The organism is Halomicrococcus pelagicus (assembly GCF_050954125.1).
Genome location: NZ_JBPBWC010000028.1, coordinates 24,865 through 42,788, shown reverse-complemented (window position 1 = coordinate 42,788; position 17,924 = coordinate 24,865). Strand labels below are relative to the sequence as shown.

Genomic DNA, 17,924 nt, shown 5'->3' with positions numbered 1-17,924 from the left:
TGGCCACGTTGGGTCAGCGTGTAAAAGTTCGTCCGGTTATCTATCTCACCCTTCTCGACAAGGCCTTTGTCGACGAGCGTATCGAGGTTGGGATACAACCGCCCGTGATGGATTTCCTTTTCGTAGTAGTCTTCGAGTTCGTCTTTGATGGCGAGACCGTGTGGTTCGTCTAAGCTGTTGATGACGTACAGCAGGTCACGTTGAAAGCCGGTGAGATTGTGCATTGGTACTCGACTATATAATATAACCTATATATTAAATTAATTTTTGTATATTGAAGTTCACACGAATTGATGACTTATGAGTGCATGAGATGCGGTGGCTGGCATTACGTTCCGTTGATCGTATCGATCAGTGTCGAGAGCGTTGGTGACTCGACATAGGAGTGAGTGATAGCGGCGAAATACTGACTGCTCCGTCAATGAGCGCTCGCCGATCACTGGCTTCGGGATATCGGTCTTGGTATTGGTCTGCCTCGTGGAGTGGATTCTCGTAGCCATCGACATGCGGCCAGGTTTTATCGACTAACTCGATCGTAGTTCCATCCAAATCATGTTGACTCGCATCTCGATCAGGAATCGATGTATGAGAGCCGTCGTTCACTGACGACTTGTCTCTCTCGTACTCAACACGCTGTGCGTAATCAGCGACGAGGCGAGTGAGCCGAAGTGGGGGCGATGTACAGTTAACAGGTGCATTGATATTCAAAAACCCGAGATCTGTAGACAGATTTGCCGAAGTAAGTTGCTCAAGAAGTTGCCGTGTGATGGCGGCTGGCTGATTGAATTCATATTGATCAGGGGGATAGCAGTGGTAATCCTGTGAATGATATGCGGACACTGCAATACTTGGAACGTCGAGGAAGGCGGCTTCGACGCAGGCACCGACGGTCTCTGATCGGCCGATGACATAGTTGCCAATATTCGGACCATCATTGACACCTGCGAGGACAAAATCAAACTCGGTCTCGACGCCCCCACCAAGGCCAAATGCGACACAATCGGCGGGTGTCCCTGTCAATTGGTAGCCCCAGGGATGATCGGCGAGTGTCACTGTGCCGTTGCGGGTCCGGCCAACACCGCTTTGATTGTCAGCAGGCGCGATCACAGTGACGTCTGCAATTGCTGTTAATTCTTCATACAGTGAGGCGAGGCCGGGGGCATCAATTCCGTCATCATTGGTCAGGAGAACATTTGGCTGGGTCATTGGATTCAACAGACGAATCCCGGCTACTAAGGATGTGGTGGATTCCGACCTACGGAGAGCGCACTTTCCGTAACGATTCTACGAGCTTGACATCAGGAATGGCAAGAACATGACCGGGAACTACGAGGCGGCAGGCAACGCGAAACGTGGCTGCCGGCCGAGGTCGAGACAATGACCAATCGCTACGTCCAGCAGACCGATTTTCGCGACGATGACCCCCTGTTGGGCGGTCGAAACGTACTGTCCAGTACTGGGTTGAGCAGGCCGCCGACCAAGCAGCCGAAGAAATAGGCGACGACGACTATCGGCGCGTGTCTACGCATGACTTACGTCGCTGCTGGGCGAATCACTTACTCGTTGAGGAGAACGTCTCGCCGCGGATCGTGATGGCGCTCGGTGGGTGGTCGAGCTATGATGCGATTGAGCCGTATCTGGCCGCACCCACGGAAGCGAATATCATCACGTCGATGAGCGAAGTTGAGCTTTGACTATCGATGAGAAGTAGTGATTCACTACTAGTCAAGATTATCAATGCACGTGGATTCGCTGGGTCGACGCCCTCAGGAAAGCTGGAACCCCGTCCCCGCCAGCGTGAGGCCCGCAATTCGCGACTCTGGTGGTTGCTGGGACTTCCTCTATCCGTCCTCTGAGGTAGCAGATGGTACTAGCTGTAGACACGCTCTTCTTCCGGTATCTGACTTCGAGAACGTCCTTACTAGTGCTTCAAAGAAAGGATAGTAGACTGACACTGGGGTAGAACAACCGCAGTAGAACAAAGTACTGATCAGGTAATATTCGGCTATGCAGTGGTGGTGGGTGTGATTTCTGGGGGAATGAGGATGATGAGCAGGCTAGCCAGTCCACTTGTGCGGATAACAGAGTCGCTGTCTCATGGCTAGTTCTGACCTCTCGCAAGATGATCTGTTCGAGGTGCTCAAGAGCACTCGCCGTCGATACGTACTCTACTACCTCCGTCGCGATGGCCCCACCGCTGAGCTGTCTATTCTGGCTACACACGTCGCCGCATGGGAACAGGATAGTACACCGGAGGAGCTGACACCCCAGCAACGGAAACGCGGCTACATTTCGCTCTATCAAACCCATCTCCCGCGACTTGAGGACGCTGACTTGCTCGAATTTGATGCTGACGCCGGGACAGTCCAGCTTTCCGACCACGCTTATCTGCTTGACGACTATCTTAGTGCGAACTCTCCGTCGACGAAGCCCTGGTATCGATACTATCTCTCGCTCTCGCTCGTGAGTTTCGTGTTGCTAGGTGGTGTTTGGGGGGAAATTAGTCCATTCGTGATGCTCTCCCAGTCCACGGCTATCCCGGTGATTCTCAGTCTTTACGCACTGTTGGCACTCGGCCAGTATCTCTACCATCATCGTCATGCTATACGTGGGTTGCCGCCTGGCCAATAGTCTAGTAACCCCGTTGCTTGCGGCGTTTTTGGATCATGTCTTTGCCACCACGAACTACATCCGCTCGATGTCAGTTCGTAGAATTCTATTCGATCTGAAGACGGGGTAAGCCAGCCAAAGTCACTTGTTCACTCGCCCCAAAAGAATGCCGTGTCGAGTGCATGAGCACCTACCCTCTCCGCACTCGACTCACAGATTCCACATGGAACGTGTTCCACCCCACGTTCCAGTTATTCACAAGACAGTCCTACCCGCCGCACTGCCTTCCACTTTGAATTGTGGGAGAATTGTTCCAATCGAAATGAGTCGCACGCCCGTCAGACGCATAGTCAGTAGCAGGCGAATATTCTAAGAAGAGAGGTAGTATAGAGGCTCTAACTTCGTTATCATAACATACTAACTCAGGATAGCCTTTACCGATACTCGTTTGTTAGCGTAAGGTATGACCGAGAGTGCGACGATCATCGCGCGGATTGTCGAGTACAACACGGGCGGAAAGAATCGCGAGACGATAGCTCGCGAGCAGGTAGGGACGATTGCCCAGCATCATAGTCGGTTCAACAGCGACCTCGGCACTGCAATCACCGAGGCCATCGAAAATGGCTATCTCGAGGAACAGAACGGTGAGCTTGTGGCCACCGAGCGCGTAGACGAGTTAATTCGTGGTCGGCACTACTCGATGGGATAGAGAAGAATTGCGAAGAACATCAAATCATCAGTCAATAACTTCTCTTGCCTATTTCAGTTGAATACGATATATACAAAGAACTTATCCTAGTAGCCGTTCTACGTGGATTTATACAATAGCGAGGTGTAGCATGCATCGACACGGCCATCTTGGACTAGCGTTACTCGTCCTTGCACCCATCGTGTACGTGCTTGCGAGTAGCGGCCAGCCCGCGCTCGCCCTCCTGGTCGCGGTCGGCGTGATCACGGTCGAACCACGCCCCGACAACGACCACTGGATACCAGGTCTCTCCCACCGAGGCGTCAGCCATTCACTCACCGCCGCCGGCATCATTGGCGTCATTTGCGCCGGCTTCGGATGGCTACTCGGTCGCTATGTCACGGTCCCGCTTGCCGAGTGGTTGGCAGCAACGACCGCCGGGATCGACACCACAAGCATCACCGTTGTGATCGACCAGTTGGCAGCGCTCGATCCAGCGACGCTCACGTTCGCTGGGTTCGCGGTTGGCGTCGGCGGGATCTGCGTGCATTTGGCCGGCGATATCATCACGACGAGCGGCATCAAGCCGTTTCTGCCGTTCTCTCGTCGGCGAGTGTCTCTGTCGGGGCTTCACGCCGACAGCACGCTCGCGAACAGCGTGCTGTTTCTCGCTGGCACCGTCGCGATGGCCACCGTCGGCTACATGCTTTCACTGCAGTGGCAATGTTGGTGGCTAGTATTTTGAGGCTAGAAGACTGAACTAATCCTAGAGACGACCGCAGGTATGGTGCGATCTCTGCCCGTTTTCGACTTTGTCCTCCTGGTTGTGCTTGTCGGTTGTCTCGGTGGATTCGGACTTGACGGCAGTCAAACCACTACAACAACCACGGCGACCACACCCCAAACACTCACTACCGAATCAGCAACTTCGACGATCACGACGGCCAGGATGACCTAGACGATTTTGGCCGGAATAATGGGGTTGTATTGCAGTTAGGGGACGATTTCAGGGAGGGCGAGGTGGTGTTGGGATGCACCTGCTCTCCCATACCGCAACCTATTTAAATTGTAGTTGTCCATTGAAATCCGGCATGGCACGTGAGATGGAGAACAACGAGTCGTTACTTAATCGACGCTCGTATCTTAGGACGGCGGGAGCAATTGCTACGGCTGCTGGGTCAGCAGGATTCGCTGCCGGTTCATACACAGTCTCACAAACAAACAGTGAACAGAAGTCCGCGGTGACAGATGGAACACCACTTGAGAAGATAACGTGGGAAATGGATCGGACGTGGCGTGATGTCCTCCCTAAGGAGTTTGGACTGGAGGAAACGCCAGCAGTACCATTGTACCGGTGGTCGATGGCCGCCCAGCCATTTAGGAGCGCGGAAGAAGGGGCAGGCAACATGATCGAAAAGCACCAGCTCAAGAGGACCGGTGTCGAGCAAACTATCGAGGCGGGGACGATGACGGTCTCGAAGAGTTCAGGAAACTTCGGAGCAATGGGCTATGAGCCCCGATGTCACCCCGTTGCGCCGTTTTTCAGCGGAATGCTCCGCGTTGAGGAGTCCAGCGGGACTCCTGGAACGCAAGGTAGCGTATCGAACGCTGGAATCGGGCTTATTCAAGACGATAACAACTATCTCTGGATTGGGAGTAATGTGGCTGACAACCAACTCCAATTATTCGAAAAATTAACTGACGAGACTGGCACAACCCATACAAACACAGAAGCGTTCGACACTGACTATTCTCTACCGTCAGCTCCATTTGATTTGTACGTTATTTTCCAGGGCGATCATATCTCCTGCTTAGCACGTGAAGGGAATGGCGAAAAAGACTGGAAATACTACGGAGACGCCCGTATTGGGTATGCCGGGACGACCCAGCCGGTGTACGACTTCTTCGATAGACCGACATGGGAGAGTTTCAATCCATACGTCCACACAGCGTGCAGCGGCGGTGAGAGTGTAACACTCAGCGATTTTGAGCTGTTCCACTCATACCAAATCGGTGTTCGGGGCCCCGTCCCTGTCACCCACAAGAACGGAGCGCCACTCATCAAGGACGAAAAGCTCTACTGTGCGCTCACACCAGGGGCGGTAAACCATCGCGGCTACCAAACGATTGCAACCATTGATCTCGAGACGTTCCAAATCGAAATGGAGGCTGTTCTCTTCGCGGAAGCCAAGACTGACTACATTTCGAACTATGTCGCATCACACGTTATCTACGACGATATGAACGACAAATTCACGATTATGTGGAGTGGATTCGGAAATGGCCCGAACGACCCAAAACAGGATGACGGGTTTCAGCGGATATGGGTAACGCACACTGAAGAAAACATCCTCAACGGTACACATTACTTGGAAGCGATTGACTCAAACTTGCCGCGGAGCAACACTGTAGGGAACGGGGGATACCACGATTTCAACGGTATCTATGACGAGAATGCTGAGAAATGGCGTGCAGTCTATAACTCCGGTGGGATAGATGAGGTGTCGATCGCCGAGACAACTGACGAATCATTAACGAGTGGGTGGACGGTACTCGATTCATACCGTGATTCGACGAATCAGATCGAGGGAGGCCGGATTGTCAAGGTCAACGGCGAATACGAGGTGCTATACGCTGATCCCTCGATGGCAGGCCAGATGGTGAGTTGTGAGTATCCGACGGTCTCGACAAATCGGACTGGTTTTGATTTGGAGGTGAACACCAATGATGAGGCTCCGCATCCGTCGGTTGTTCCCGTTCCATATGACGGCGGGACGAAGTACAAACTTATCACGATGGACGAAACGAAGATCTACGATAAGGCGGAAACATCGCACGGAGCATTGTGGATGTACGAGGCCAAGACACAAGCTGACGGATACGAGTTCCCAAAGTGGACAACAACGGCGTTTGAGAATTAACGACGAGTCAACAACCCCCTCCTACTTCGCTCACCCTGACGAGTTCGCTCGTTGAGGGTGGGGCTTGTCGGTGGACTCTGCCTCTGCCTCCGTAGTGGAGTACGAGACAAATCCTCGATTCGACGTCACAGTCCCCGACTTCAGGGCGAGGTGACTGTCGGCCGTCCGCCGCGAGTCATATCGTCGTCGTCTCTATAGTTGCTGAAAAAGCGGCTGTCGTTCAAAAAGTATAGAATGAGGATAGCTGTCCTGTAATAACGATGAACGCCATTCCAAGCATTCCGAATACAACCAGGCCAATTGCGTAGAAGAAAAATTTGATGTCAGATTCCAGTGTCGTTGGAGTCTGATTTTCGTCGGCTGGGCCAACGGTTGTACCTGTCACTCCTGTTGGGTCTTCATTCGCCACAACAGCAGCCCCCGTTCGAACGTCCCCAGACCCATTCAGCGAGTACACGACAAGTAAAACCCCAATCAGAACAGGACTAAAGAGAAGCGCCCACGAGCGGACGGTCGTTGCAGCGGCGACAACAATGGCAACGGTGACGCTACCATATCCAAGGCTATAGCGGAGGCCACACCGACGAATGAGCGACCAATCTACCATAATAACAAAACATATTAGTCAACAATAGATCTGGCTGTGGACGGGGTGGAGTCTATACATAGAACTGCAACGGCAACCAGCTACAGCGGGGATCGACGCTCACAATGGGGCGACGCAGACGACTGACGCGTTCTATCGAGAGACGACTGCTGAAATCAATTACTATACCGCAGATGACGTCCTGACCATAGAGATGAAAATTGCAAGCCTCTTCACGATTACTCAGTATCGAGACATTATACCTGGTGCTATTTCACTCCTTTTCTCGCCTGGCCCGGGCTTCCTTTGCGCTAGCCATGTCCGATCCCCGTCGCAAGTATGTCTGTTGGACTATTGTGAGAACAGACAGATAGTGAGGAGTCATATCGACGTCTCATTCACGACCGTCGACATAGCTGGTGCTCGAAATTCAGGCTTCGAAAGGAAACATCGCGAGGATCGTCCGTCGTATCTATCCCTTGTCGCCAGAACCACTTAAAGAGAAGTCCGAGATTCAAGAGCAGTAGTCAACGCCGACCGGAGCAGCACGGGGCGGTCGTCGGAGAAAAAGTGCGCCAGGTGTTCCGTCACGCCGATTCAGGTCCGTTTGTGAGGAGTGGGGAATAGGCTCTGTTGAGACCCTCAATGGCTGACAATACCCGCGTGCAAGATACAGAGGATGTAAGCAGCAGACGACTATCGTTCGTTTCAACCCGTCAGAGACGAAATAGCTGTTCTGTAAGTGTGCGGACATCACACTTGTCCCGTGACGGACGACTCGCCGTCGGAGATTGTCAGTCTAGTCGGACTCACAGACAGGTGTGCGGACGCACGAGCAGCCGCGTTTATACTGGAAGTTCGGTGGGTGCAATCCCCTTCTCCTCAAACCAGCCAGCGACGTGGGGTACGCGGTCGGTGAGTGCCTCCGGAGTGTGCGAGTCAGTTCCGACGGTAACGGAGACGTTGTACTCCTGAAGGATGTCCAGAAACGAGGGGGATGGGTGGTACTCCCCGTAGTTGTCGAGGATGCGCCCGGCGTTCAGTTCGGTGATCGTCTGCGAGCGTTTGAGGGCCTCGGCGACCTGCCGATAGTGTGATTCGGTCGCGAATCCTCGGAGGGCGGAGTTGCGCTCGATAAGGTCGAGATGGGCCGCGATCTCGAACAACTCCGAATCGACCAATGCGACGACTTTCTCGAAGTACTTATCGACCTCCGTATGGGGTCGATGCGTGGGTTGTGTGGGAGATGTCGGCTTCACGCCCGCCGGAAACGGGGCTCTCCTCGCAGACAGATAGTCCCAAACAGAAGGTGAACGAATTAGTCGTACTATATTGATCCATATTGACGATCTTAATGAGTACTCCTTTGTCGGCTCTTAAAAACATCTCCAGGCGAACCAAGCCGAGCGTCTCGAGGTCAGGCTCCGCGGATCACCATGCTATTATTTAGCGAACACTTATGAGAGAGGAAGTTGTTGTTGCCACCAATCCTAACAAATATAAACATGAAGCAGATTGGGCTAATGCCAGCACACACCCCCACTAGCGTGATTGATCAGAGATTGACCAGTTTGCACTTCGTTGCTCTCCATCAGGCAGGGAGAATTGTCCTAACCGGAGAAGAAAAACACAAACAGAACCATTCGGAGGCGAGCTATGGTACGCACGCCATGAGAGATACCTCTAAGACAACAAAGACAGTCGCTATCCAGAATCCATCGACATCGGGAAGCAATAACGACTGGCTCAGTCGCCGGAAAGACACATCATTCCCTCGCGTAACTACACATATGACGGAGAAGGGTGCGTATGACTATTGAACTAATCGACGTCGCCCTGCAGGTCCCGATCCTCGATATGGAGTACGGGCATTTCATTGTATTAGTGCTCGCTGCCGCAGCGGGCGGCGCGTTCGGAGCGTCAGTCGGAGCACTCCCATCGTTCGTGTTTACCGGATTTGTTGTTCTGCTAGGTGAAGGTTTGAACGCCCTCAGCGGTACAGGCACAGAGTTCACTGGGCTCGCCGGTGCCGACTTGGCGTCCGGAGTGACTGGTACGATCGGGTTCGGACCAGTCACGGGGCCACACGTCGCTTTCGCTGGCGGCGTTGCGGCCGCTGCCTACGCAGGCCAGCGATACGGAGAGATGGAACCGGAGGGATGGGACTACCACTTCGGAAAAGACATCCTCTATGCCTTCGGTACGAAACCAGACATCCTCGCAGTTGGTGCCATTTTTGGCATCCTCGGCATGCTGATCGCTCGCATTAGCGGCGCGTTTGCGCTTCCCTACGATGGGATCGCATTAGCCGTATTCGCAACTGCGGTCATCGCCCGCATAGCCTTTAATTACCCGATCGTCGGGAGTCCGGCTGGTAGTGGCTATTTCGATATGGGGCCGTTCGAACGGGACGAGACGCGGAGTGACAGCAGTGGCCGGCTCGCCGTCGAACCGTGGCTTCCCCACCAGTACACGTGGTCCGGCGTCACGGCGATCGGATTGGTCGGTGGTGCGTTGGGCGGCTGGACTTGGATTATGACCGGGAGTATCTTCATGGCATACGGTATCTCGGCCGCAAGTCTGTTGTTTCTCAACCTCGGCGTTGAGAAGTTCCCGGTTACTCACCATATCACGCTTGGCGGTTCCACATTCGCGGTCGTCGCTGCGGGAATGACAGGAAGTGAACTGGTAGTGATGATTGTTGCTATCGCTGGTGGCGTCGTTGGAGCGTTGCTTGGCGAAGTCACCCAACGAATCTTCTACGCCCACTCTGGGACGCACGTCGACCCGCCCGCGATGTCGATCACCATCTACACTTTCGTAATTGGCGTGCTCTATCTGGCTGGCCTATTGCCCAATTCCGGATACCTTGGTCTTTAACTCTTTTTCAGACGGTGAACTACACATCTACTCGCGCACGGCTGACGCCGTTCGATTCGACCAATGACTCGTTCAAGATAACCGGAAGGACGTAGGACTGGCGAGTAAAGCAACATTCTCGCGGACCAAGACATGCCTTGAAGATCATGGGCTGATTGATACAGAGAAGGTTCCGATCGAGGGTGGGCGGCCACGCCTTCGGTTGCTGTTAGAGCCGGACGACCTGGAGGATGTCGATGCGCTCGCCGAACAAGCGACTGCAGCATAGCTCCTAGTAGCGACAGCTGCGTCACCCTCTCGATGAAAACTTGATTCAGGGAGGTTTCTGAGCGCGATAAAGGTATGCTGCAGTAGATTTTCACAGCGATTGCACCGGAGTCTGGCAGCCTTGATCGAAGGATGTCTCCCTTCAGTATCCAATTCTGAAACGTGAGTCCGTGAAACGGTACATTTGAACCTTCTATATCTCGATTCTCGTGGCAGAACTCGGCTGTGAGAAATTCGTACTGTCTGATGGCCTCAATTGCGTTATCGCTTCTTCAATTGGCGAGTTACTATAGAGAGACGGCTCGTGAGTAGTGAGTGGCCGTTCGTGGAGAGCGGCCAGAAGTGATCTGGAGCGTCTTGTCTCGGCACCCACGATCCCTCTGGAATCGGAGCGGGGACTCCACATCCAGAGGGATTCTATCTATCGATAAGAGACAATCATTCTGTCCACTCCAGTCGTGAGCACTCCCTTAGGAGAGCATTTGCTGTAAATGAGACCTGGCTGAAATCCCGTCTTACGGGGATCAGCGGATGACTAGGTGAGCAGTGGGTTTCATGCCTCTCTGGCGATACTATAATCATCATCGGCACCATTATCTTCCTCTACGATATCGTCGTGAAACGGTTCACGCTCAGCACCGTCTCCAAACCTACCGACACACCCGCTTGCGGCATGATCCCAGAACGCGTGATGAGCGACGACGACTACTTCACCTACCTTTCAACAGCGAGAGGGTCCCGCCGTTCACGGCAGGCGTGAATCGCGTAAGCTCGGTTAATGTACCGCCACCTTACTGCTGATCCTGAGTCTCCAACGATTCAAGACCAGCCTCTAACACTTCTACATAGGCTTCCGAGAGGTCCACATTGTTCGCTTCTGCATAGTCTTTGAGCCGTCCGTGCAAACCGTGCGAAATGTCGATTGCTGGCCTCATTGGTATTTCCCGTATTTCTCGTAAGAGTTCTCGGCGTGGTGAGGGGTCTCGTCCTCACATTCCGGGCAGACGAACAGGTAACTTTCTGGTTCCTTGTCGTGCTTTTCTTTGAAGCGTTCACGGGCTGCCTCTTGGTCCTCGAACAACCCAATCATGTCAACTGCCATCCAGTCGTCGCTGGTCCGTCCACAGATGTAGCAGGTTAGTGGCGTTTCAGTCGTCATGTCTTACAAGACTTATTTGACGGAAAGACGGGTAAACGGTTGTGGTATGAAGCGTACCAACACGTTCGCTGTGCGACCGCTCTCTGACGATGGAGAGCAACTGCTACGGGACCTGTTGGACGCTTCCGCCGCTCTCTGGAACGAAGTCAATTACCAGCGCCTCATGCGGTACAACGGCGAGGACGGCTTCGAAGGCGAGGACGTGTGGGACGCCGATACAGGCCGACTCGAAGGCAAATACAAAGGCGTGCTTGGCGCGTCCACTGCCCAACAGGTGATACGGAAGAACAGCGAAGCGTGGCGCGGGTTCTTCCGTCTGAAAGACCAATATCACGACGAGTCGAACACGTCGATTACGAACCACCCGGAACCGCCGGGATTCCGTGGCAACGAGGACGAGGGACGCCAACTCAAAACCGTCATTCGCAACACGTCGTACACCGTCGAATGGGGCGAGTGGGCCCGCCTTGAGATACTGGTCGGGAGCGAGTTGAAAGACCAATACGACCACACCGGGCGTCTCAGACTCGAAATCGCTGGCGGCCCGACTTGGTCCGACTACGACAAACAGGGCCGGTTGGGCCTGTGGTACGACGAGACAGACAGCACCTTCCGAGCTTCGCAACCCGTGACTGTTTCTGACGATACACGGAACACTCCACTGGCCGATGAAAAGGCCGCTCTGGACATTGGTGCGAACAATCTCGTTGCCTGTACCACCACGACCGGTGAGCAATATCTGTACGAAGGGCGCGAGTTGTTCCAGCGATTCCGTGACACGACACGAGAAATCGCCCGGTTACAGTCGAAACTCGAAGAAGGCCGATACAGTAGCGAGCGTATCCGGCGGCTGTACCAGAAACGGACTCGTCGCCGCGACCACGCTCAAGAAGCGTTGTGTCGTGACCTGTTGGACCGACTGTACGAGGACGGGGTTGATACCGTGTATATCGGTGGTCTTACCGACGTGCTGGAAACGCACTGGTCGGTCAAAACCAATGCCAAGACTCACAACTTCTGGTCGTTCAAGAAGTTTACCGAACGATTAGCATGTACCGCCGAGGAATACAGTATCTCGGTCGAAGTTCGGTCGGAAGCGTGGACCAGCCAAGAGTGTCTCCAGTGCGGGGGGACAGACCGAACGACACGGCATCGGGACACGCTCACCTGCCCGTGTGGGTTCGAGGGGCACGCCGACCTCACGGCGTCGGAAACGTTCCTGAAGCGGCACACAGAACAGGCAGTCAGGCCGATGGCACGGCCCGTGCGGTTCGAGTGGGACGACCACGACTGGTCGGAGTCACCGCGCTCTCACCGTCCCAAAGAACAGCGCACAGACCCGAGTACCGTCTACCGGGACGGGAATGTTGCTTCCGGGGAGTCGTAGACCGGCTGAGACTCCCACGGAGGAAACCCCGGCGTGAACGCCGGGGAGGATGTCATACTCGGTGCCATCGCCGGTATGGGTCGCAGCGTCTTCGTCGGCGGTTAGCAGCAGTGCTTGAGTGTGCGTGTGTTGGTCGTCTCAGTCCTGCAGTGTTCGCACTGCCAGTAGCGGCGATCGACGTTGCCGTACGTGTCCTGGCCGACGTGCGGACCAGTTATGCGCGGCCCATCATTCTCGTCATCGTCGCCAGTGGGGAAGGCGTCGAGGGAGCCGTCGGTGGTCGCGTCTTCGACGGCGGCCATGTGTTTGCAGTGGGCGTTGCGGTGGACGTGGTGTGGGCAGGTGCGCCAGTAGGTCGCCGGTCACGTCGTCAAGCGAGACAACGTATTGATGGTCAGCGGGGTCGTTGTGGCTCTCATTAGTCACTTCGACCTGGCCAGGGATTTCCATGTCGATACCGCGACGAGTGCGAGCAACAAGAAGAAAGGTGCCGAGTTCGTCGTCGTCGCAGTCCCAGTGGGACCATGCAGATATCTACTGACGAGACCTATTCTCTCATATGCCGTTTCAAACTCGTCGAACCGTCTCTTATCTTGCATTGGTTATTGTAACGACCCTAATACTCACCGGCATCTATAATGCCGGTATGGCCATCTGGGAGCATCGTCCGCAACCCTTCTATCGATCTCTTCAAGTCGTCGTTCAGAGTTTCACTACCACAGGATATGGAGAAGATGCGCCATGGCGCACCCCCCAAATGAATTTCCTAGCGATCGGAATGCAATTCGCCGGGATCGCGCTTATCCTCACTGCAGTCGATGTATTCGCTGTCCCCTGGCTTCGTGGCGCGCTTACACCGACCGCTCCCAAGGCAGTCACCGGACTCCGAGACCACGTCATCGTCTGCGAACACACCCCTCGCACCGAGGCATTCATTATGGAACTCGACGCTCGGGGCCGCGACTACGTTCTAATCGAATCCAATTCTGAGATAGCACATGAACTCCACGAAGCAGGATACAGGGTCGTCTACGGCGATCCACAATCCACAACCTCACTACGAAACACGCAGATTGAGTCGGCGACTGCCGTCGTCGCCGACGCTGCCGACGATGCAAATGCGAGTATCGTCCTTGCAGTGCGCGATATCACTCCAGACGTTCGTATAATCACCCTCGTCGAAGACGCAGAATTGACTCACTATCACCAAGTGGCCGGTGCTGACGAAGTTCTCTCGCCCCGCCAGTTACTGGGCAAGAGTTTAGCTCTGGAACTGCCCACAGCCGTAACGACAGATGACAAAGAAGGGGCAGTCATCGGTGATGATTTTGAGCTCCTTGAACTCTCGGTTGCAGAGAACAGCGAGCTCTGTAACAAGACGTTCGCCGAGGCAGGACTGCGCGAGCAATTCGGCGTGAACGCAGTTGGTGCATGGTTCGACGGTGAATTTGTAACGCCAGTCGATCCGCACGCCGAATTGAATGCCGGGATTCGGTTGCTCGTGGCTGGGGAACCAGACCAGATAGACGCCTTGCGAGAAGCGACGGCTTCGTCCGTCCGCGAGTTTACTCCTCAGAAGATCATCCTGGCTGGCTACGGTGATGCCGGACAGGCAGCATACGAGACGCTGGCCCCGCTAAACTCCTGGCTGACGGTTCTTGACATCGATGCCAAAGAGAATGTCGATATCGCCGGTGATGCGCGTGATCCTGATGTATTGATAGAAGCGGAAATCAAAGAGGCTTCGTCCCTGATCCTTACTGTCGCAGACGATACAACAGCGATTTTTTCGACTCTGATTGCTCGTGATCTCAATCCGGAACTTTATATCGTGGTGCGAGCGAACGAAGATGAGAATGTTCAGAAATTGTATCGAGCAGGAGCTGACTACGTGCAGTCGCTAACGACGGTCAGCGGCCGTATGCTTGCTTCGACAGTGTTCGAAGACGAAGAGGTACTGGCGTACGATCAACGAGTAAGCATTGTTCGTCTTCCAGCCACGGGACTAGCCGGGACCACACTCGCCGATGCTGAGGTTCGGACAGAAACGGGGTGTACGGTGGTGGCAGTCATCAGAAACAGGACGACGATTACTGAGTTCGATCCATCGAGCTTTACCTTTGCCGCCGATGATGAAGTCATCATCGCTGGAATCGACGACTCTATCACAGCGTTTGAACGTAAATTCGGAGAGTGAGACCGGACACGTCCGGGTGGGAGGCCGTCCTCCCTTCTTCTCCCCCACTTAGAGCATGCCTGCAATCTTCTCGCACACAGACTGGAAGTAAGCACCTTAGACGCAGGAGTCGAAACAAGAGTGGCATCGCAATCTCGGTGCACTCCTGACGCATGCTATATCTGTTCACCGTGTGGCGCGCAATCTCCACCCACAGAGTTGCACCCATGATCTCGACATGGAGGGATGCAAACGACGCATGCCATTAGCTCCTGCTGACTGCCGAGCGTGTCTCTGACCAAAACGAGCGTACCGTCGGCGACTACCATCGAACTCGCGTCGAAGACCATCACGCCCCCAGGAGCATCAACGAGCTACGCTAGGCCGCTCAGCGGCGGTGGATGCCTACCCGTCCGTAGCGACAGCGCTCGAACATTCGGCAGCACCTAGAACCATTACGCTGATAATTAGGACGAATAGCACGGTCGTTCGGACTCAAGTTTTCTCAACACACTTTCATTCTTGATAACATCCTACTTGTGAACGCATACATACTTTTTATAATACTATGCGCACGACTGTGGCACGCGGCATCACGCTCCATAGTGGCCGTGATTCGCCTGCCCATCAACGGGGCTGGCTTCCCCATCGAGAGCGCTGTGACCTGCCCGGTTCGCAGTGTCACTCTCTCCCCTTCAATTCCATCCTTCGCTTGGTAGAAATTGAGACGCCGCAGCCAGCGAAGGACGCGAATCCGGCGGTGTTCGAGGGTGTGCCGTCATCCCGGCAGGGCCGCCAGTTGCTCCAGATTTGGCTATGCCCGCGTCACAGACAGTGAGTTCAGCAAGCGCCCGTTATTCATGCAGAAGATGCAGACGGCGCGACAGAACGGCTACGGCGTGTGGAAAGCGAATCAGACGGCGTAATTGAAGTGAAGACGGAGGGTCGACAGCGCCAGCGGCCGTCAGTCGTCGGCAGTGTCGGCCAGGAAGGCCGTGAGCCACTCGTCGGGGCGTGAGGCGAGGGGTCGCCGAATTCGATCAGTGGCGATTCCGACGCGATTTCATGTCCGCACGGATGCACCACCATCGTTGAGGGACCCCGGACAGTCGTTGTCGCGACCGCCGCCTTGCAGTGCGGACAGCGGTCGGCGGTCATTGGCTAGGCCCCTTCTCGACATCCAGGTTTCCACCGCGTCACCGCACTGGTAGTCTTCGGGATTACACACGGTCTTCGAGCGGGGATAGCGCCCGATACGCTCACCGCAGTCTACGCAGATCAGTCACCAGTTGGGCGAGGTGAATCGCTCGCAATGCTGGTCAATGTCCAACGGGTCGGTCTAGCGGGCGAACGTCTCACTGTGGTCGGCGTCGTCAAACTGCCAGTACTGCCAGGCGTGGACGAGTTCGTGCCGCACCGTCTTGCTGAACTGCTCCCAGCCAAACTCTTGGTAGGCGTCCCAGGTGAGCCGGATCGTGACCGATTCAGTATCTGGGGTCGTATTCGGTGACGCCGGCCTGTCGCTGCGCCCACTCAGAGATCTCCCAGTCGATCGCTTCAACGGGGAACTCAGGGAAATGCTCGCGAGCGACGTCGACGGCGTGCGTTCGTGCTCGGTCGAGCAGCGCCGCCTGCGTTTTTGGCACGCTATCGGAGGTATCACAGTCGTCGATACTGTCGGTGAGCGTGCGCTGGTCGGCGACGTCGGGAAGCGTCTGTTGACGAGTCATAAAACAGGAAGAAGGGAGGTTAGCAGCAGGCATCGAGCGCGCGTTTGTCCGTGGTCTCAGCCCCGCAGTGCTCGCAGCGCCAGTAGCGGTGATCGACATTGTCGTACGTGCCCTGGCCGATGTGCGGGCCAACTACGCGCGTCACAGCACTGTCCTGGCCCCACACGCGCTGAGAGAAAGTGAACGTACGATACGATCAGGAAATCGGAAAAGACTGGTCTGCCAAGCTAGTCTTGAGGAGCCGACTGAGCCGGTTGTTCCATCGCAGGGGCAGGAGGCTCGTGGGTCCCAAACTCGGGGTGGGTTTCCTCCATCCAGAGAAACACAATTGCTCCAGAGACGAACATCAGAGCGGCGGTCATGTAGAACGCAGCTTCGGCGTTCACGAACTCCATCGAGAGCCCGATCAGGATTGCGCCAACGCCGTAGCCGGCGTCGCGCCACATCCGATAGACACCCATCCCGGTTGCACGCCACGTCGGATGGGCGGCGTCGCCGGGAACGGTCATCAGATTCGGGTAGAGTAACGCCATTCCAAGGCCAGACACACCGGCGAGAACGGCCCACGGGAGATAGCCATCGACGAGTACCATTCCGAGGATTCCCGCGCCGGCGAGGAACATCCCAGCGACGACAGGCGGACGACGACCGATGCGATCGGCAAGGCCACCAGTTGCGATCTGGACGAAGTACATCGCGCTATGGACGCCGACGACGAATCCGGCCGCTGCGATTCCGAGGCCCTGACTCGTGAGATACAGCGGAACGGCAAGCCAGAACAGTGTATCGACGAACTTCTCAATGTGGCCCGCTTGTGCAGCAGCAAACAGTGTTTTGTCGCCGTAGGTCGCCCGCTTCAGTACTTCGTTGAACGGGAGGTTCGCATCGTGGTGGTCGTCGTCATCGACTTCGACTTCTGCGTACTGGACGGTCTCTTTGATTAGGACGATCGAGGTGAGGAACGCCAGCACGACGACGGCGGCGAGGAAGTAGAACGGCTCGGGCCGGAGACTCGTTCGGGCGGCGATGACGCCCGTAATCCAGGCACCGACGGCGACGCCGCTGTACCCGAACGCCTCGTCGATGCCGACGGCGAGCCCGCGCTGGTCGGGGCCTGCGAGGTCGATCTTGGCGTTGATCGCCATGCTCCATGTCAGCCCTTGGTTGATCCCCAACAGGATGTTCCCGACGGTAATCCAGCCCCAGCTCGGAGCGAAGATGAGAATGATTGGAAGCGGCAATGCGGTTGCCCAGCCGAGGATAAGCACTGGCTTTCGACCGTACTCTTCCCCCCACTTGCCGGCGTAGAGGTTGAGCAATCCTTTGACGAAGCCGAACGAGACGACGAACGACCCGATGACGAGTAGTGATTCGACGCCGAGCACGTCCCGTCCTAACACGGGGACGACTGCGCGTTCGGACCCGATGGTCAACCCCGTAGCGAACACTAACAGGACGTGCAGCGAGAACTGGCCGAGATGTTCACGGATACCTTGTTTGAGGTCAGTCTCCGTACTCAT

General features: G+C 55.3%; 19 protein-coding genes and 1 pseudogene. 10 read left to right on the top strand and 10 right to left on the bottom strand.

Features of this window, described 5'->3' with window-relative positions:
* Both ACRYA2_RS25515 and surE read right to left on the bottom strand, forming a co-directional pair.
* A partial coding sequence (locus tag ACRYA2_RS25515; protein ID WP_433634416.1) for a helix-turn-helix transcriptional regulator occupies nucleotides 1–224 on the bottom strand: 224 nt, incomplete at its 3' end.
* A gap of 127 nt (nucleotides 225–351) precedes the next feature.
* Nucleotides 352–1,206 (bottom strand): 5'/3'-nucleotidase SurE, encoded by an 855-nt coding sequence (gene surE, locus ACRYA2_RS25510; protein ID WP_433634414.1) that lies wholly within the window; start codon nucleotides 1,204–1,206, stop codon nucleotides 352–354.
* A 287-nt stretch (nucleotides 1,207–1,493) separates the two neighbouring features.
* Here surE and ACRYA2_RS25505 point away from each other — a divergent pair, with 287 nt between their 5' ends.
* From ACRYA2_RS25505 to ACRYA2_RS25485, 5 genes are all read left to right on the top strand, one after another.
* Entirely contained in the window at nucleotides 1,494–1,694 is a 201-nt protein-coding gene (locus ACRYA2_RS25505) for a hypothetical protein (RefSeq protein WP_433634424.1), read from the top strand.
* Between the two features lie 403 nt (nucleotides 1,695–2,097).
* Nucleotides 2,098–2,631, top strand: coding sequence for a DUF7344 domain-containing protein (locus ACRYA2_RS25500; protein ID WP_433634412.1), 534 nt, complete (start codon nucleotides 2,098–2,100; stop codon nucleotides 2,629–2,631).
* Between the two features lie 442 nt (nucleotides 2,632–3,073).
* Complete coding sequence (locus tag ACRYA2_RS25495) at nucleotides 3,074–3,319, top strand: hypothetical protein (protein WP_433634410.1); 246 nt, start codon at nucleotides 3,074–3,076, stop codon at nucleotides 3,317–3,319.
* A gap of 130 nt (nucleotides 3,320–3,449) precedes the next feature.
* Nucleotides 3,450–4,043 carry a metal-dependent hydrolase gene (locus ACRYA2_RS25490; RefSeq protein WP_433634408.1) on the top strand — a complete coding sequence of 198 codons (594 nt, stop codon included), beginning with the start codon at nucleotides 3,450–3,452 and terminating at the stop codon, nucleotides 4,041–4,043.
* A gap of 346 nt (nucleotides 4,044–4,389) precedes the next feature.
* Nucleotides 4,390–6,219 carry a hypothetical protein gene (locus tag ACRYA2_RS25485; RefSeq protein ID WP_433634406.1) on the top strand — a complete coding sequence of 610 codons (1,830 nt, stop codon included), beginning with the start codon at nucleotides 4,390–4,392 and terminating at the stop codon, nucleotides 6,217–6,219.
* Between the two features lie 220 nt (nucleotides 6,220–6,439).
* Here ACRYA2_RS25485 and ACRYA2_RS25480 read toward each other — a convergent pair whose 3' ends face one another.
* Nucleotides 6,440–6,826, bottom strand: a complete 387-nt coding sequence (locus tag ACRYA2_RS25480; protein ID WP_433634404.1) for a DUF8070 family membrane protein — start codon at nucleotides 6,824–6,826, stop codon at nucleotides 6,440–6,442.
* 28 nt (nucleotides 6,827–6,854) lie between these two features.
* Between ACRYA2_RS25480 and ACRYA2_RS25475 the strand changes: the two genes are divergently transcribed.
* The gene (locus ACRYA2_RS25475) at nucleotides 6,855–7,304 is read left to right on the top strand and encodes a phosphorylase family protein (RefSeq protein ID WP_433634422.1); all 450 of its coding nucleotides are present in this window, start codon (nucleotides 6,855–6,857) and stop codon (nucleotides 7,302–7,304) included.
* Between the two features lie 346 nt (nucleotides 7,305–7,650).
* Here ACRYA2_RS25475 and ACRYA2_RS25470 read toward each other — a convergent pair whose 3' ends face one another.
* A complete protein-coding gene (locus ACRYA2_RS25470; RefSeq protein WP_433634402.1) occupies nucleotides 7,651–7,986 on the bottom strand; it encodes a PHP domain-containing protein in 336 nt (111 codons plus the stop codon).
* A 628-nt stretch (nucleotides 7,987–8,614) separates the two neighbouring features.
* Here ACRYA2_RS25470 and ACRYA2_RS25465 point away from each other — a divergent pair.
* Both ACRYA2_RS25465 and ACRYA2_RS25460 read left to right on the top strand, forming a co-directional pair.
* Nucleotides 8,615–9,685 carry a DUF7973 family transport facilitator gene (locus ACRYA2_RS25465; RefSeq protein ID WP_433634400.1) on the top strand — a complete coding sequence of 357 codons (1,071 nt, stop codon included), beginning with the start codon at nucleotides 8,615–8,617 and terminating at the stop codon, nucleotides 9,683–9,685.
* Between the two features lie 85 nt (nucleotides 9,686–9,770).
* Nucleotides 9,771–9,953, top strand: a pseudogene (locus tag ACRYA2_RS25460) (hypothetical protein); the annotation flags it as partial.
* 930 nt (nucleotides 9,954–10,883) lie between these two features.
* On the opposite strand, the gene ACRYA2_RS25455 reads toward ACRYA2_RS25460, so the two are convergent.
* Nucleotides 10,884–11,111 carry a hypothetical protein gene (locus ACRYA2_RS25455; RefSeq protein ID WP_433634398.1) on the bottom strand — a complete coding sequence of 76 codons (228 nt, stop codon included), beginning with the start codon at nucleotides 11,109–11,111 and terminating at the stop codon, nucleotides 10,884–10,886.
* 46 nt (nucleotides 11,112–11,157) lie between these two features.
* Between ACRYA2_RS25455 and ACRYA2_RS25450 the strand changes: the two genes are divergently transcribed.
* Nucleotides 11,158–12,498, top strand: coding sequence for an RNA-guided endonuclease InsQ/TnpB family protein (locus ACRYA2_RS25450; protein WP_433634396.1), 1,341 nt, complete (start codon nucleotides 11,158–11,160; stop codon nucleotides 12,496–12,498).
* A gap of 101 nt (nucleotides 12,499–12,599) precedes the next feature.
* Here the strand turns inward: ACRYA2_RS25450 and ACRYA2_RS25445 are convergent, their stop codons facing one another.
* The gene (locus tag ACRYA2_RS25445; RefSeq protein ID WP_433634394.1) at nucleotides 12,600–12,800 is read right to left on the bottom strand and encodes a DUF8118 domain-containing protein; all 201 of its coding nucleotides are present in this window, start codon (nucleotides 12,798–12,800) and stop codon (nucleotides 12,600–12,602) included.
* A gap of 257 nt (nucleotides 12,801–13,057) precedes the next feature.
* Here ACRYA2_RS25445 and ACRYA2_RS25440 point away from each other — a divergent pair, with 257 nt between their 5' ends.
* Entirely contained in the window at nucleotides 13,058–14,695 is a 1,638-nt protein-coding gene (locus tag ACRYA2_RS25440; RefSeq protein ID WP_433634392.1) for a potassium channel family protein, read from the top strand.
* A 1,318-nt stretch (nucleotides 14,696–16,013) separates the two neighbouring features.
* Here ACRYA2_RS25440 and ACRYA2_RS25435 read toward each other — a convergent pair.
* The 4 genes from ACRYA2_RS25435 to ACRYA2_RS25425 form a co-directional block, all read right to left on the bottom strand.
* Nucleotides 16,014–16,247, bottom strand: coding sequence for a SprT-like domain-containing protein (locus ACRYA2_RS25435; protein WP_433634420.1), 234 nt, complete (start codon nucleotides 16,245–16,247; stop codon nucleotides 16,014–16,016).
* Nucleotides 16,159–16,404 (bottom strand): hypothetical protein, encoded by a 246-nt coding sequence (locus tag ACRYA2_RS25430; protein ID WP_433634426.1) that lies wholly within the window; start codon nucleotides 16,402–16,404, stop codon nucleotides 16,159–16,161. Before ACRYA2_RS25430 ends, ACRYA2_RS25435 begins: the two co-directional genes overlap by 89 nt.
* A gap of 19 nt (nucleotides 16,405–16,423) precedes the next feature.
* Entirely contained in the window at nucleotides 16,424–16,549 is a 126-nt protein-coding gene (locus ACRYA2_RS26700) for a DUF8118 domain-containing protein (RefSeq protein ID WP_472850141.1), read from the bottom strand.
* Between the two features lie 82 nt (nucleotides 16,550–16,631).
* On the bottom strand, nucleotides 16,632–17,924 hold the full coding sequence (locus ACRYA2_RS25425; RefSeq protein WP_433634390.1) for an MFS transporter: 1,293 nt from the start codon (nucleotides 17,922–17,924) through the stop codon (nucleotides 16,632–16,634).

What these genes read in the sequence shown, in the direction of transcription:
- surE (WP_433634414.1), bottom strand. Translation starts at nt 1,206, where the DNA reads ATGACCCAGCCAAATGTTCTCCTGACCAATGATGACGGAATTGATGCC.
- ACRYA2_RS25500 (WP_433634412.1), top strand. Translation starts at nt 2,098, where the DNA reads ATGGCTAGTTCTGACCTCTCGCAAGATGATCTGTTCGAGGTGCTCAAG.
- ACRYA2_RS25495 (WP_433634410.1), top strand. Translation starts at nt 3,074, where the DNA reads ATGACCGAGAGTGCGACGATCATCGCGCGGATTGTCGAGTACAACACG.
- ACRYA2_RS25490 (WP_433634408.1), top strand. Translation starts at nt 3,450, where the DNA reads ATGCATCGACACGGCCATCTTGGACTAGCGTTACTCGTCCTTGCACCC.
- ACRYA2_RS25485 (WP_433634406.1), top strand. Translation starts at nt 4,390, where the DNA reads ATGGCACGTGAGATGGAGAACAACGAGTCGTTACTTAATCGACGCTCG.
- ACRYA2_RS25480 (WP_433634404.1), bottom strand. Translation starts at nt 6,826, where the DNA reads ATGGTAGATTGGTCGCTCATTCGTCGGTGTGGCCTCCGCTATAGCCTT.
- ACRYA2_RS25465 (WP_433634400.1), top strand. Translation starts at nt 8,615, where the DNA reads ATGACTATTGAACTAATCGACGTCGCCCTGCAGGTCCCGATCCTCGAT.
- ACRYA2_RS25455 (WP_433634398.1), bottom strand. Translation starts at nt 11,111, where the DNA reads ATGACGACTGAAACGCCACTAACCTGCTACATCTGTGGACGGACCAGC.
- ACRYA2_RS25450 (WP_433634396.1), top strand. Translation starts at nt 11,158, where the DNA reads ATGAAGCGTACCAACACGTTCGCTGTGCGACCGCTCTCTGACGATGGA.
- ACRYA2_RS25445 (WP_433634394.1), bottom strand. Translation starts at nt 12,800, where the DNA reads ATGGCCGCCGTCGAAGACGCGACCACCGACGGCTCCCTCGACGCCTTC.
- ACRYA2_RS25440 (WP_433634392.1), top strand. Translation starts at nt 13,058, where the DNA reads ATGCCGTTTCAAACTCGTCGAACCGTCTCTTATCTTGCATTGGTTATT.
- ACRYA2_RS25430 (WP_433634426.1), bottom strand. Translation starts at nt 16,404, where the DNA reads ATGACTCGTCAACAGACGCTTCCCGACGTCGCCGACCAGCGCACGCTC.
- ACRYA2_RS25425 (WP_433634390.1), bottom strand. Translation starts at nt 17,924, where the DNA reads ATGAGTACGGAGACTGACCTCAAACAAGGTATCCGTGAACATCTCGGC.